Consider the following 14,049-nt stretch of genomic DNA (forward strand, 5'->3'; position numbering starts at 1 on the left):
CTGGAAGCCGGGCATGCCCACGTCGAACCCGAGGTCGACCACCGCCTCCACCCTCCGGCCGGCCCACTCGGTGGGCACCCGGCCGCGCACCCGGAACCAGGTGGTGCCCCACGCCGGCCCCCAGGCGTCACCCACCCCGGCGGGTTCGTGGGGTGCGGCGATCCCCTCCGCCGCCGGCACCGGTTCCCCGGGCGCGTCCCAACGCGCCACCTCCAAGGGGACCGATGTTCCATGCACCGCGGGCCACACCCTTTCCCGCAGAGCCCGTTCCAGTCGTGCCTCGATCAGCCGCCGGTCGTCATGCACGGTGGGTCTCCGATCACTCGTCCCCTGGCAGGTGCTGCGTACGTTGCCGGCGCCACACCACTTCGTCAATGCTTTGGACGAAGTGGTGTGGGGAGAGTTTCGGGTCAGGGGCGAGCCAGAACCCGGTGCGCGGCGCGGAGCCGTTCGATCTCGGGCAGGTCGGGGCCTGCGCCGGAAACCTCGTCGGCCCAGGCCAACAACCTGTTCAGATGGGGGATCGCGGCCTGGGCGGTCACCTCGGAGCGGCCCGCGACCACCAGGCCGGCGGTGCCGTCGACCGTGACGAGGTCCCCGTCGGTGAGCGTGTGCGCGCCGACGCCGACCACGGCGGGTCTGCCCAGGGAACGCGCCACGACCGCCGCGTGCGAGGCCGGCCCGCCTCGTTCGGTGACCACACCGGCCGCCGCGGCCAACCCGCTCATGTCCATGGGCGAGGTCTCCGGGCGCGCCAGCACCACCGGGCCCTGGGCCGCCATCCGGACCGCCGCCGCGCAGGTGGTGGCAGCCCGGCCCGTCACCACGCCGGGGACCGCGCCGATTCCACGGGCGAGCGGTTCCACGTCGGGTGCGAGCACCACGCGCGGGGTCCGTACCCGCTCCAGGTGCGCGGGCGCCACGCGGAGCAGCGCCTCCCGCCTGGTCGATGTCCCCTCGTCGACCAGGTCCACCGCCACACGCACGGCCGCCGCACCCGTGAACCGGCCCGGCCGGGCCTGCAACAGCCACAGCCGGCCGGACTCGAAGGTCAACTCCACGTAGCAGGCGTCGCGCAGGTCGTTCTCGATGAGCGTCAGCGCACGTGTCAGGTCGGCCCACACCCCCGGTTCGCGGTGGGCCAGTTCGCCCAGGGGCCGGGTGCGGGAACCGCCGGAGACCACCGCGTCCCCTCGACTCCCGAACAGCACCTCGCCGTAGGGGCCGGGCTCCCCGGAGTTCGGGTCGCGCCCGAACGCCACCCCCGACCCGCTGTGTTCGTCCCGGTCTCCGTCCACCATGACCTGCACGACGACGGCGGTGCCCAGGTCGTGCGGGATGCCTTGCAGGGTCCGGTAGGTGCGGGCCCGCGGGGTGTGCCAGGAGTCGAACACGGCGCGGATCGCCGCCCGCAGCTCCTCTCCGGGGTCGGGACCCGCGCCCAGTCCGAGGACGGTGTCCATCATCCCCGGCATGGACACGCTCGCCCCGGAGCGCACCGACACCCTCAGCCCGTGTCCGGGACCGCCGAAGGTCCGGCCGGTGACGGACTCCAACCGGGCGAGGGCGAGGTCGATTTCGGCGTCCAGCCCCATGGGGAACACGCCGGAGTCGAGATAGGCGCGGCACCCCTCGGTCGTGACGACGAAGGCCGCCGGAACCGGCAGCCCCAGCCGCATCAGGCCGATGAGCCCGTGCGCCTTGGCGCCCAGCAACTCGGGGGTTCCCCTCTCGTCCACCGTGAGCGGGCGCGTCCACCGCGGGTCGGGGCTCATCGGGCGATCCCCAGGGTGGCGAGCAGGTCCTCGTGCAACTGCGACCACACGGTGTGGAAGGAGTCGGTGGCGTCGGCCACCTGGTCGAGTCCACCGGCCTGGGCCCGCTCCAAAGCTCCGGCCAGACGTACCCGGTAGCGCCCGAACCGGGGCAGGGCACGGGACAGGTCCGCGCAGACGTCGGCGGTGCGCCGTTCGAGGTCGGCGAAGGCCGCCAGCACCCGGGCGTCGTAGGCGGGGTCGGCGTGGTCGTTGGCGGTGACCACCCCGTCGAGGGAGCGCAGTTGCCAGGCGCCGCACAGGTCGAGCGCCTCCGGATTGAGTTCCTCGAAGGCCTCGTGGGTGCGGACGGCCAGGGCGCGGGCGCCGGTCCGATCGAGTTCGGCGCCGATGCGCCTCGCGTCGGAGATCCGGCCCGCCTCGGTCGGGCCCCAGCCTCCGAAGGGCCCGGGCGTGCGTGTGACCAGGCCGGCCACGGCCAGGTCGATCAGCTCGGACTCGACGTCGTCGTGGTTCAGCCCGGTGGCCTCGGCCAGGCGTTCGATACCGCAGAACCCGACGACGCGCAGGCCGTGCAGGACGAGTAGATCGTGCGGTGTGCTCACCGGTGGCATGCGGATCGGCCCTCTCGGACGATGAAGTTCGAATGTCGACACCATTGGGATGATGTGAACATCTCCAGTGTAGGTCGAGGTCGGACGGCGGCCGCACACGACGACGGCGCGCGTGGGAGGGCGTGGCATCCTGGGAGGCCACAAGTCCGCGCGGGGAGGAACAACACCAGATGAGCATCGACGCGCCGCGCGAGCGGCCGGTGATCGGATCGCTCGCCGAGAGCAGCAGTCTTCGGTCCCGGGTGACGGAGGTGCTGCGTCAGGCCATGGTCGCCGGTGAGCTCGAACCCGGCCGGATCTACTCGGCGCCCGCGCTGGCCGAACGTCTCGGTGTCTCGGCGACCCCCGTGCGCGAGGCCATGATGGAGCTGACCAAGGAGGGGCTCGTGGAGACCCTCCGGCACCGCGGGTACCGCGTGGTCGAGCTCGGCGAGGTGACCCTCGACGAGATCATCGAGGTGCGCGAGCTCATCGAGGTGCCCACGATCGGGCGGGTCGCGGCGATGGCCACGCCCGAACAGGTCGCCCTGCTCCGGCCGCTCGCCGACCGGCTCAACGAGACCGCCGCGGCCGGGGACCTGCAGGAGTTCATCGCCACCGACACCACCTTCCACCTGCGCCTGCTCGGCATCGCCGGGAACCAGCGGCTGGTCGAGGAAGTGGGCCGACTGCGCGGGATGGCGCGCCTGTCCGCGCTGCGCCGGTTGTACGAGGAGGGGCGCCTGGGCGCCACCGCGCGGGAACACCACGACCTGCTCGACCTGGTCGAGGCGCGGGACGTGGCCGGGGCGGAGGCCTTGATGCGCCGGCACCTGGGGCACGTGCGCGGGGTGTGGGCCGGTCGCGAGGAGGGCTGACCGCGGCTCGCCAAGCCCGTCCCCCACAGGCTTGGCGGTCGTTTCGAGGTCACCTCGGGGCGACCCGGGGTGACGGACTCCTCGCAGGTCACAGCTTGATCGCGTCGCCCGGATGTCTTGTCATGTGCAACGTAAAATTGTACGTTGCACGTATTCGCATCATGAGGCCCACATCACGTGGCCCACGACACGAGGAGTGCTGAGTGTCCCCCACACAGTCCGCGGTCGGCCGACCGGCCACGAACCGCCGTGTGCTCATCGGCAGCCTCAGTGGCAGCGCGATCGAGTGGTTCGACTTCTTCCTCTACGCCACCGCCGCCGCGCTCATCTTCGACAAGCAGTTCTTCCCCAACGACGACCCCGTCATCTCGTTGATGCTGTCGTACCTGACGCTGTCCCTGACCTTCTTCATCCGGCCGTTCGGCGGCATCGTCTTCTCCCACATCGGCGACCGCATCGGACGGAAGAAGACCCTGGTCATCACCTTGTCGCTGATGGGCGGCGCGACCGTCGCCATCGGTCTGCTGCCCAACTACGACCAGGTCGGCATGCTCGCCCCGATACTGCTGATCCTGTGCCGCGTCATCCAGGGCCTGGCCATCGGTGGCGAGTGGGGCGGCGCCCTGCTGCTCGCCTACGAGTACGCGCCCAAGGACCGCCGAGGCTTCTTCGGTTCGGTGCCCCAGACCGGCATCACCATCGGCATGCTCCTGTCCACCATCGCGTTCGGACTGGTCAGCATGCTCCCCAACGACCACTTCGAGGCGTGGGGCTGGCGCATCCCCTTCATCGCCAGCATCATCCTGGTCTTCGTCGGCCTGTGGATCCGCAAGGGCCTGGCCGAGACCCCCGCCTTCCGGGAGGCCAAGGAGAGCGGCAACGTCGCCAAACTGCCCATCAAGGACACCCTGCGCGACCACTGGCGCTCCGTCCTCGTGGCCGTGGGCGCCAAGGTCGTCGAGACCGCGCCGTTCTACATTTTCGCCACCTTCGTGGTCAGCTACGCCACCGGCACCCTCGACATCCAGCAGTCCGTGGTGCTCAACGCCGTCAGCGCCGGCGCGTTCGTCAGCACCATCGTCATCCTGCTGATGGGCCGACTCTCCGACACCCTCGGCCGCCCGAAGGTCTACCTCGGCGGCACGGTGATCATCGCCGCCGTGTCCGTCCCCTTCTTCATGCTGCTCGACCTGCAGATGAACTGGGCCGTGTACGTGGCCGTCGTGCTCGCCCTCGGCGTGGCCTGGCCTCCGGTCACCGCCACCCTGGGCACCCTCACCTCCGAGATCTTCACGACCCGGGTCCGCTACACCGGCGTGACGCTCGGCTACCAGATCGGCGCCGCCCTCGCCGGCGGTACCGCGCCGCTGCTGGCCACCTGGCTGCTCGCCCGCTTCGACGGCGCCTGGTGGCCCATCGCCACCTACCTGGTGATCTTGTCCGTCATCTCCTTCACCGCCGTCGCCGTCTCCGGATCGGTCGTGCGCAAGGAGACCGCCGCCATCGCACGTCGCGAGGGCGTCAACGAAACCGAGGTGATGTCTTGAACGGCCTGCCCTTCGTCGACGGTGACGAGGTCCGGCGCCGGATCGATCCCGACCGCGCGCGCACCCTCATCGAAGGGGCACTGAAGGCGGGGTTCGATCCGGCCGACGACCCGGCGCGCGCCCACGCCGACGCCGGGGCGGGGCACCTTCTGCTCATGCCCTCGACCCTGGGGGACTGGGTGGGCGTCAAGGTCGCCTCCGTGGCACCCGACAACCCCGCGCTGGGGCTGCCCCGTATCCAGGCCGTCTACGTGCTCATGGACGCCAAGACGCTCACCCCGCGGACGCTCGTCGACGGGGTGAGTCTGACCTCGCTGCGCACCCCGGCCACCTCCGCGGTCGCGGCCGATCACCTCGCCGGCCCCGACGCCTCCCGTCTGGTGGTGTTCGGCAGTGGGCCCCAGGCGGTGGAACACGTCGTCGCCATGGCTCGGATCAGAGGGCTGGGCGATGTCCGCATGGTCGGCCGCACCCCGCACAAGGTGGAGGCCGCCCTGGCCGGGCTCGCCGAACGCGGGATCACCGCCGAGGCGGGTACCACGGCCGACGTCGCCGACGCCGACATCGTCGTGTGCGCCACCTCCAGCGCCGAACCGCTGTTCGACGGCTCCTTGGTCCGTGACGGCGCCTGCGTCATCGCGATGGGCTCGCACGAGATCGATCGACGTGAACTGGACTCCGCCCTGATGGGACGCGCCCAGGTCGTGGTCGAGGAACGCGGCAGCGCCCTGCGCGAGTGCGGTGACGTGGTGCTCGCCGTGGAGGAGGGTGCCCTGAGCGCCGACGATCTGGTCGGACTGGCCCCACTGGTGCGGGGTGAGGTCGCCCGCCGCACCGACCGGCCCAACGTGTTCAAGGGTTCGGGTATGTCCTGGCAGGACCTGGCCGTCGCCGTGGGCGTGGCGCCCACCGACTGACCTTCGTCCGATCGCGCCGAGGGGCCCGCCGCGACGCTGTTCGGCATCGCAGCGGGCCCCTGCGTGTGACGGCGGGTTCCGCCGCCGGTACGCCCACACCGTCGAACTCCTTCGCGAGGCGACCCTTCTCATGGAGCGCGACCCGGTCTGGGCCTCCTGTCGCGGGCCCGTGCCGGGCTCGGAATCGCCTGGTGCCAAGGGGTTCCTCCGTCGCCGAATATTTGAGAGCTCAAGTGACTGGATAATATCTTCCTGGGAAGGTATGCTGTGGCCAGGCGAGTGGGGCGACGAGGCACCACCCGGACCCTGTGGAAAGGAACCAGGTCATGGCCGCCAACGTGACGACCCGGCAGAACAACGACATCGCGCGAGTCCTCAACCCGAACACCGCGATGGACGCGGTCACCCTGCACGTGGGCGACCTCGAACTGATGAGCTCCTACTACGCGAACGCCCTCGCCCTCGAACCGGTGGAGGAGCGCGCGAACGGCCGCCACGTCCACCGGGTCCTGGGCCGCGGCGCCATCCCCATGGTCCGGCTCATCTCCACTCCGGACCTGCCCGCCGTCGACCGTCGCGAGGCCGGCCTGTTCCACACCGCCTTCCTCTTCGAGGACAGGCAGAGCCTGGCCGCCACGGTCCACCGCGCCGCCCAGGACAGCCGCAGCCGCTTCGTCGGCTCCTCCGACCACCTCGTGAGCGAGGCCTTCTACTTCACCGACCCCGAGGGCAACGGCATCGAGCTCTACATCGACCGTCCGCGCTCCCAGTGGAGCTACGCCCCCGGTGGTGAGCTGCGCATGGCCACCGAATACCTGGACCCCAACGCCTTCCTGCGCGAACACCTGGACCAGGCCACCGTGGACGCCGCGCCCCGCCTGCCCGGCAAGGTCGGCCACGTCCACCTTCAGGTCGGCGACATCGACCGGGCCCGCGACTTCTACGTGGACACCCTCGGGTTCGAGACCACCGTGGGCAGCTACCCCGGTGCCCTGTTCGCGTCCGCCGGCGGCTACCACCACCACGTCGCGATGAACACGTGGAACAGCCGGGGCGTGGGACCGCGCGCCTCGCGCCTGGGACTGGGCGACGTCGCCGTCACGGTGCCGGCCCGCGAGGACCTCGACTCGCTGATCGTTCGCCTGAAGAACAAGGGCACCGGCTTCGCGGACAACGGCCGATCCGTCTCGGTCAAGGACCCGTGGGACACCCAGGTCACCATCAGTCTTCCGGACACCGGTGTGGAGGACCTTCTCAAGGCCTGACCCGCACCGGAAACGGGCCCCGCCTTCCTCATCCCTCGGAAGGCGGGGCCCCGAACACCTCCCCGGCCTCGACCGGAGGCGTGGGGAAAACCCGGTGCGTCCGAGGCCGGGGCCGTGGATCATCTTCGGCATGGAGATACTGCGCCGGGCGGTCGGACACGACGCCCGAACGGCCGCCGAGGTATGGCTGAGGTCCTTCGACGCCGCGTTGCCCACCGTGTCCCGGGCGCACACCGACGACGAGGTGCGCGCCTGGTTCGCGGCCGTGGTCGTTCCAGGCCATGAGACCTGGGTGGCGCAGACCCATGACGGGCGGACGGTGGGTGTCATGGCGCTGGACGGCGCCGACCTCGATCAGCTCTACCTGGACCCCGACCACCGTGGCCGCGGTCTGGGGGACCGGTTCGTCGATCTGGCCAAGGAACGGCGTCCCGACGGGCTGGACCTGTGGTGTTTCCAGGTCAACGCCCCGGCTCTGCGTTTTTACGCCCGGCACGGATTCGACGAGGTCGAACGCACCGACGGCGCCCGCAACGAGGAACGCGAACCCGACGTCCACCTGCGATGGCGTCCCTGATGACGAGCCGCTCGAAAGCGGGCCGCCTCGACTCGGCCGGTCGCTCTCGACTCCCTTCCGGTGCGCTCGGAGCATCCCGTGCCGCCGCCCCGAACCTCGGGTGGGCCAGAACCCGAACGATCGATCCCGCATCGGCCTCCCCGCGATGTGTTCGGGCGACACACCCCCTACGGAACACAGGAAGTCATCACGTGGTGTGAGTATTTCATCGCGGAAGGCGATGAAAGTCGGCGGCGGTCGGATCGCGCACATCCGGACCGCCCACTCACGGAAGACCGAGCGAGATGGCCACGTTCCTGTACCACCTGGGTAAGTTCTGTTACCGGCACCGGTGGTGGGTGGTCCTGACCTGGGTGGTGCTCGTGGCGGCGCTGGGCACGGCCGCGTTCGTCTTCCGGGCCCCCGTCTCCGACTCCTTCTCCATCCCGGGTACCGAATCCCAGGACACCGTGGACGCCCTCCAGGAACGCTTTCCCGAACGCAGCGGAGGCCAGGCCACCGTCGTTCTCCAGGCACCCGAGGGGGAGGAGGTCACCTCCCACACCTATGAGGAGGCCGTGCGCGAGACCGCCGCGCACATCGAGGACCTCGATGGAGTCGAATCGGTCACCGACCCCTTCGACCTCCACGACCAGGGCCATGAAACCGCCTTGGAGAGCGACGAACTGCGCTCCACCCTGGTGGAGGAAGGCCTGGAGCAGGCCCGCGCGGAGTACGACTCCGAACTGTCCGACGCCGAGGACGAAGCGGTCGAACAGGCGCGCTCCTCCGTGGAGACACGGTTCCCCGAAGGTGCGCCCGGTCGTGACGACGCTCTGGAACAGGCCGAGGAACAGGCGCGCGAACAGGTCCGGGCCCAGGCACCCGCATTCGACGAGGACGAGGTGCGCCCCAGGGTGGAGTCCGAGGTCGACCGCGCCATCACCGAGGACGACCTGCCCACCGAGGCCGAGGAACGGCTCGACGAACAGGTCTGGGAACAGATTCCGGTCGTCTCGGAGGACGAGAGTACGGTGCTGCTCACCGTCCAGTTCACCGAACCCGACGGCGGCGTGCCACCCCGGGTCGTGGACGAGTTGCTCGACAGCGGAACCAAGGCCGAGGACTCCGGTCTCACCGTGGCGTACAGCGGACAGTCCATCACCGCGGCACAGGTCGCCGGTGTCAAGGGAGGCGAGGGCGTCGGTCTGGTGGTCGCCCTGATCGTCCTGGCGGTCAATTTCGGGGCGATCGTCGCGGCGGGCGTCCCCCTCCTCATGGCGCTGGCGGGCGCCGGCGCCGGCATGGGGCTGCTCTACGCGCTTTCCCGAGTCCTGGAGCTCACCAGCACCGCCCCTCTCCTGGCGTTGATGTTGGGGCTGGCCGTGGGCATCGACTACAGCCTGTTCGTGCTGGCTCGACACCGCCGGCAACTCTCCGACGGCATGGATCCTCAGGAATCCACGGGCCGCGCCATCGGCACCGCCGGCAGCGCCGTCACCTTCGCCGGTATCACGGTCGTGATCGCGCTCCTGGGCCTGGGCATCGTGGGGATCCCCTTCCTGACCGTCATGGGTGTGGCCGCGGCCATGACCGTGGCCTTCGCCGTCCTGGTGGCGCTCACCCTGCTCCCCGCCGTCCTGGGCCTACTCGGAGCACACCTGAACAGGGGTCGGCTGCCCGTCCTGGGAAGGCGTGCCGAACGCGCCCTGACCGCCGAGTCGACCCTGGGGTCCCGCTGGGCCGACGTGGTCACCCGACACCCGCTGCCCATCACCATCGCCGTGCTGGTCGTGCTGGGCCTGACCATGCTTCCGCTCCCGGGCATGCGTCTTGGCCTGCCCACCGACGAGTCCAGCGCCCCCGACAGCACCCAGCACCGGGCCTACGACATCATCACCGACGAGTTCGGGGAAGGGTACAACGCCCAGTTCCTGGTGGTGGTGGAGTCGCCGGACACCGACGACGCCGACCGGATCCGCGAGGACCTGGAGGGCCTCGACGGTGTCGACGAGGTACGGCCGCCGCTCTACAACGACGACGAGGACACCGCCATGCTCGTGGCGGTGCCGCACGAGGGGCCCTCGGCGGTGGCCACCGAGGACCTCCTGCACGAGATCCGCGACGCCCGGGCGGGCTGGGAGGACGACACCGGAGCCGAGGTCTCGGTGACGGGGGCGACCGCGACCAGCATCGACACCTCCGAACGCCTCTTCGAGGCCATGCCCCTCTTCCTCACCGTCGTGGTGGGCCTGGCCCTGATCCTGCTGATGCTGGTCTTCCGCTCCATCCTGGTTCCGGTCAAGGCCGCGCTGGGCTTCGTGCTGAGCATGGGCGCGGCCCTGGGCACCACCGTCGCGGTCTTCCAGTGGGGCTACGGCGCCGACCTGTTGGGCGTCACCCCCACCGAAACGCTGCTGTCGTTCCTGCCCATCGTTTTGATCGGCACCCTGTTCGGGCTGGCCATGGACTACGAGGTCTTCCTGGTCAGCCGGATGCGCGAGGACTTCGTGCACGGGGGCGACGCGCGCCGGGCCGTCGTGACCGGGTTCTGGGCCAGTGCTCGCGTCGTGGTGTGCGCGGCCGTCATCATGATCGCGGTGTTCGCCTCGTTCGTCTTCAGTGACAACACCACCATCCAGCCGGTCGCCTTCGCCCTGGCGGTCGGTGTGCTGGTGGACGCCTTCCTGGTCCGGATGACGCTGGTCCCGGCCGTCATGGCCCTCTTCGGGAAGGTGGCATGGTGGCTACCGAAGTGGCTGGACCGGGTTCTGCCCGACGTCGACATCGAAGGTGCTCGTCTTCGCTCCGACGACGTCGGGACCGCGACGAGGGGGCGCGAGCGGCCGGAGTGAAGGTGCGCGGGCCCCGACACGTCGGTGCCCGTGAAACATCGATGTCGTCTGGATTCGGGACGAAGGCCGTGATTCATCCGTGAGCGGACAGGGAGCAGTGCACGAGTGCCGAGGTTCCGGGCAGGGTGAAGCGGGCGGGGGCGAAGTGCCCCCGATATCGAGCAGACCACGCCGGCCCCGCCCTGCGCCAGGCCACACCGACCCGCCTGTGGACAACCCGCACGCCCGCCGATGATCGGTGACAGGGCCCGCGAACGCTCACAGGGCCTCGCGTGGATCCGTGGGCACCGGGTTCTTCTCCAGGATCTCCGGGTAGAGTCCTCCGGCCGCGCGCAGGGCCTCGGCCGCCCTGCGCTTGAGCGGATCGGTGGTGTCCACGTTCAGCAGGATCGCGTTCGCCCTGGTCACACGAGGCACCCCCTTCTCCCCATCGCCCAGCAGCATCTCCAGATGTCCAAGGGACAGCAGTGCCCCGGCCAGTCCGGGCCAGGTTCGAGGCGCGTCGCGGTCGAGCAGGAGATTGCGCACGGTCAGGGCCGCGTTCGCGTGTAGGAGGGTCTCCTCCAACAGCTCGGAGTCGGCCCGTTCCTCCTGCGCCGCCCGCACCGTGGCGTTCACCCGGGCGACGACCACGTCGTCCAGGGTCGAGGCGTAGTTGTCGGCGAGCTCGGGGGCGTCCCGGATCAGCGCCTCGAAGTCCTGGTCGGGGATGAACTGCTGGAGCAGCGCGAGCGCCTCCGCCCCCGCGTTGACCGCGTCCTCGAAACGGCCCAGCTCGGTGAGCGCCTTGCCACGCATCCGCGACGCCATGGCGATCTTCAGGACGACCTCGCCCGAGGCCCGACCCGTACCCAGGGATTCGGTGGCCCGGCGGTACTCGGCGGCGGCCGCGTCGAAGAGGATCTCGGCCCGGGCGACCTCGCCCTGACCCAGGTGGGCGTGGGCCCGGCCCATCAGTTCGTCGGCCCCGTCATAGCGGTCCGGCGGCACGGACGAGGGTTCGAAATCCCCCGAACCCTCCGAGCCCTGGGCGGACCGTCCCGGCCCCGCGGACTCGGCCGCACACGAGGTGCCCGAGGCCTCCACCGGCTCGGCCTTCTTCTTCCTGCGTCCGCCGAACCGGCGAGCCACCCTGCCACCTCGTTCCGTGTCCTTCGCGTCCTGTCCGACCGCGGGAACGGCCGAGGGCCGGCATGCGGCGCGAACCCGCCGCCACACCCTATGCCAGTGCCAACGGGCCTCCCGAAAGCGGTGGAACGCGAGCGGCCCGGTCGACGCGATGACACGAGTGGACCGGGACCACCGGTCCCACCGGGAACCGCTCCGGCGAACGGCTTTCGGTCAGGGCTTCGTCACGAAGGCGAGGCCGTTCTGCTGCGACGCCTTCGCCAGGTCGGCGACGGAGACGACGTGGTGGCCGCCGTAGCCGTCGGCGGAGGGGTCCCAGATGGTGATGGTGCCCGCGCCACGGTCGTAACCGCGCACGGAGACGACGTGCCCGAAGTTCGAGTCGGTGTCGATCCACGAGGCCTGCGAGCCCCGGATCCCCATCGGGACGGCCTTGCCCAGGACCCCGACGTCGTGGGCGACGGCGTCCATGAGCACCTCGGGGTCGCGGCCGTCGACACGGTTCATCTCGTAGCCCAGGTCGTTCAGGTAGCCGTTGTAGACCCGGTTCAGATCCGCGGCGTCGGTTCCCACCGAGTCGGTGTTCATCTGCTCGGCGAGCGTGTCCTGGGTGACCTTGACCCCGAAGGTGCGCAGGCTGAGCTGCACGCTCGTCGGGGAGCACCAGGACGGCCGCTTCTGTCGCCAGGGCTTGTGGGTGACCTCGGCCTGGTCGGGCGCCGCCTCGGCCAGGGCCCGGGGCACCACCGAGGAGGCGGCCGGTGCACCGACGGACGAGGTCGTGGTGGCCTCGACCGGTGCCGCCACGGCGGGTGCCGTACCGAACACGAGTGCTCCGGCGGTCACGAAGGCGCCGAGGATCAGGTGGCTTCTGCTCAAGGGGTCTCCACGTCGGGCGAGTCCCGACGGGGCCGGGCCGGACGCGCGTGAGGGTGATGATCCGGGGACCGTACCTTTTCACGAGCAAAAGGTTCAAACGGGGTGATCGGTCCGGTCGGTGGCGCGTCGGAGGTCGTCCACGGACCGAACACCGCACGTCCACGGCGACCATCGAGTGATCCCCGAAAGCGCCCCCTAGCCGTCCAGGCCCAACTCCTCCACCACGGTGACCACCCGAGCCCGTGCCTCTCCAGACAGCCCACGGATGGGGGAGGGCAGGCTCGGGCCGCGCACCAGGCCCAGGTGTTCGGCGACCACGGCGACCACCCGCAGGCTTCCGTGCTCGACGAACAGGTCCCACAGGGGCCGCAGCCGCTCCGAGGCCGCCACCGCGCCCGTCGCCTCACCCTCACCCGCGGCGCGGCCGATCGCCAGGCTCGCCTCCGGCAGGGTTCCCCCGATCACCGAGTACCAGGCCTCGCACCCGGCGTTCAGCCCGGTCACGGCGAACGGGTCGCCGGAGACCCCGATGGTCACCTGCTCGGGCAGCAGTGCCCGCAAGCTCCCCACCCGCTCGCGCGCCGCCCCCGGATCGGCCGGCACCCCGGGGATCTTGATCGATGCCACCCCCGCAAGCTCCGCCACCGCCCGGTACAACTCGTCTGTGAAGGTGAAACGCGTGGTGCCGGGGTTGTCGTAGACCACCAACGGCACCGACAGTTCCCGGGTGACCTCCTCGTACAACCCGAACACGTCCTCCGGGGTGAGCGGTTGGTAGGACACCGGTGCGAGCAGCACCGCCGACACCCCCGCCGCCTGCGCGTCCTCGGCGTGGGCGAGCACGTCCCGGCTCCGCACCGCCCCGATGCTCACCATCACCGGAACGTCGCCCGCAGCTTCGACCGCCGACCGGGCCACCCGAGCGCGTTCCTCCCGGTTCAGGTAGGCGTACGAACCGGTCGAGCCGAGCGGAGAGATGGAATCGACCCCCGCCACGACCAGGCGGTCGACCAGACCGATGAAGGCGTCTTCATCGACCGTTCCCTCGGCGGTGAACGGAGTGAGGGGGAAGGCACTGAGGCCGGTGAACTTCATCGAACTCCTTCGAACGGATCCATCTGCGCGGATCCATGTGAACGGGGGCGAACGCCCCCTGGCCCATGTCTACCTGCGTAGTGGCCGCCCGGGACACCGGCCTGCTCACGGAAAACGCCCGGGACCGGCCTGCACGGGATCCGGGCACTTCCACAGGGCAGGATGTCCCACATGAGGAGGCCCCCACCTTTCCGCCCCTGGGACGCCCGCTCCCGTCTGCCCCCACCCATGCCGGGCCCTGCGCCGATGCGACAGGCCTGGGTGGACGTCGCCTTCGTGCACTGGCGGGTGGAACCCTCGGCCGTGGCGCACCTGTTGCCCTCCGGAGTCCGCCCGGACACCATCGATGGATCGACCTACGTGGGCCTGGTGGCCTTCCGTGTCCCCAGCACCCTCGTACTGGGCGGCGTGCCCGTCGGCGCGTTCAACGAGGTCAACGTGCGCCTGTACTCCGTGGACCGGCATGGGCGGCGCGGCGTGGTCTTCCTGAGCATGGACACCGACTCCGCACCCATGGTCGCGGCCGCGCGAAGCCTGTCCGGCCTGCCCTACACCTGGTCG

12 protein-coding genes and 1 pseudogene are annotated in these 14,049 nt (G+C 70.5%); 7 read left to right on the top strand and 6 right to left on the bottom strand.

Going from position 1 to position 14,049, the window contains the following annotated elements; all coding sequences use genetic code 11:
* The 3 genes and pseudogenes from K8V84_RS21690 to K8V84_RS21700 all read right to left on the bottom strand — a co-directional run.
* Nucleotides 1–306 (bottom strand): annotated as a pseudogene (locus K8V84_RS21690) (alpha-mannosidase); the annotation flags it as partial.
* 104 nt (nt 307–410) lie between these two features.
* Nucleotides 411–1,775 (bottom strand): PEP/pyruvate-binding domain-containing protein, encoded by a 1,365-nt coding sequence (locus tag K8V84_RS21695; RefSeq protein WP_304078017.1) that lies wholly within the window; start codon nt 1,773–1,775, stop codon nt 411–413.
* A complete protein-coding gene (locus K8V84_RS21700; RefSeq protein WP_304078018.1) occupies nt 1,772–2,389 on the bottom strand; it encodes a transcriptional regulator in 618 nt (205 codons plus the stop codon). The genes K8V84_RS21695 and K8V84_RS21700 overlap by 4 nt, the downstream gene beginning before the upstream one ends.
* Nucleotides 2,390–2,559: 170 nt before the next feature.
* Between K8V84_RS21700 and K8V84_RS21705 the strand changes: the two genes are divergently transcribed.
* The 6 genes from K8V84_RS21705 to K8V84_RS21730 all read left to right on the top strand — a co-directional run bounded on the left by K8V84_RS21705 (nt 2,560) and on the right by K8V84_RS21730 (nt 10,386).
* Nucleotides 2,560–3,246, top strand: coding sequence for a GntR family transcriptional regulator (locus tag K8V84_RS21705; protein ID WP_304078020.1), 687 nt, complete (start codon nt 2,560–2,562; stop codon nt 3,244–3,246).
* Nucleotides 3,247–3,449: 203 nt separating this feature from the next.
* On the top strand, nt 3,450–4,793 hold the full coding sequence (locus K8V84_RS21710) for an MFS transporter (protein WP_304078022.1): 1,344 nt from the start codon (nt 3,450–3,452) through the stop codon (nt 4,791–4,793).
* On the top strand, nt 4,790–5,710 hold the full coding sequence (locus K8V84_RS21715) for an ornithine cyclodeaminase family protein (RefSeq protein ID WP_304078024.1): 921 nt from the start codon (nt 4,790–4,792) through the stop codon (nt 5,708–5,710). The genes K8V84_RS21710 and K8V84_RS21715 overlap by 4 nt, the downstream gene beginning before the upstream one ends.
* Before the next feature lie 326 nt (nt 5,711–6,036).
* Nucleotides 6,037–6,975 (top strand): VOC family protein, encoded by a 939-nt coding sequence (locus K8V84_RS21720; RefSeq protein WP_304078026.1) that lies wholly within the window; start codon nt 6,037–6,039, stop codon nt 6,973–6,975.
* A gap of 130 nt (nt 6,976–7,105) precedes the next feature.
* Nucleotides 7,106–7,552 (top strand): GNAT family N-acetyltransferase, encoded by a 447-nt coding sequence (locus K8V84_RS21725; RefSeq protein ID WP_304078028.1) that lies wholly within the window; start codon nt 7,106–7,108, stop codon nt 7,550–7,552.
* Between the two features lie 284 nt (nt 7,553–7,836).
* Complete coding sequence (locus K8V84_RS21730) at nt 7,837–10,386, top strand: MMPL family transporter (protein WP_304078030.1); 2,550 nt, start codon at nt 7,837–7,839, stop codon at nt 10,384–10,386.
* A 258-nt stretch (nt 10,387–10,644) separates the two neighbouring features.
* Here the strand turns inward: K8V84_RS21730 and K8V84_RS21735 are convergent, their stop codons facing one another.
* The 3 genes from K8V84_RS21735 to K8V84_RS21745 all read right to left on the bottom strand — a co-directional run bounded on the left by K8V84_RS21735 (nt 10,645) and on the right by K8V84_RS21745 (nt 13,488).
* A complete protein-coding gene (locus tag K8V84_RS21735) occupies nt 10,645–11,517 on the bottom strand; it encodes a tetratricopeptide repeat protein (RefSeq protein WP_304078033.1) in 873 nt (290 codons plus the stop codon).
* 210 nt (nt 11,518–11,727) lie between these two features.
* Nucleotides 11,728–12,393: a C39 family peptidase gene (locus K8V84_RS21740; RefSeq protein WP_304078036.1), complete on the bottom strand. Its 666-nt coding sequence runs from the start codon at nt 12,391–12,393 to the stop codon at nt 11,728–11,730.
* A gap of 195 nt (nt 12,394–12,588) precedes the next feature.
* Nucleotides 12,589–13,488: a dihydrodipicolinate synthase family protein gene (locus K8V84_RS21745; RefSeq protein WP_304078038.1), complete on the bottom strand. Its 900-nt coding sequence runs from the start codon at nt 13,486–13,488 to the stop codon at nt 12,589–12,591.
* A 246-nt stretch (nt 13,489–13,734) separates the two neighbouring features.
* Here K8V84_RS21745 and K8V84_RS21750 point away from each other — a divergent pair.
* Nucleotides 13,735–14,049 (top strand): DUF2071 domain-containing protein (locus tag K8V84_RS21750; protein WP_304078040.1); only part of this gene is annotated, 315 nt, incomplete at its 3' end.

Source organism: Nocardiopsis listeri (genome assembly GCF_020741345.1).
In the GTDB taxonomy this organism is placed as follows: domain Bacteria; phylum Actinomycetota; class Actinomycetes; order Streptosporangiales; family Streptosporangiaceae; genus Nocardiopsis; species Nocardiopsis listeri_A.

Excerpts from the sequence above, each read along its gene's own strand:
- K8V84_RS21695 (WP_304078017.1), bottom strand. The coding sequence starts at position 1,775 with ATGAGCCCCGACCCGCGGTGGACGCGCCCGCTCACGGTGGACGAGAGG.
- K8V84_RS21700 (WP_304078018.1), bottom strand. The coding sequence starts at position 2,389 with ATGCCACCGGTGAGCACACCGCACGATCTACTCGTCCTGCACGGCCTG.
- K8V84_RS21705 (WP_304078020.1), top strand. The coding sequence starts at position 2,560 with ATGAGCATCGACGCGCCGCGCGAGCGGCCGGTGATCGGATCGCTCGCC.
- K8V84_RS21720 (WP_304078026.1), top strand. The coding sequence starts at position 6,037 with ATGGCCGCCAACGTGACGACCCGGCAGAACAACGACATCGCGCGAGTC.
- K8V84_RS21725 (WP_304078028.1), top strand. The coding sequence starts at position 7,106 with ATGGAGATACTGCGCCGGGCGGTCGGACACGACGCCCGAACGGCCGCC.
- K8V84_RS21730 (WP_304078030.1), top strand. The coding sequence starts at position 7,837 with ATGGCCACGTTCCTGTACCACCTGGGTAAGTTCTGTTACCGGCACCGG.
- K8V84_RS21745 (WP_304078038.1), bottom strand. The coding sequence starts at position 13,488 with ATGAAGTTCACCGGCCTCAGTGCCTTCCCCCTCACTCCGTTCACCGCC.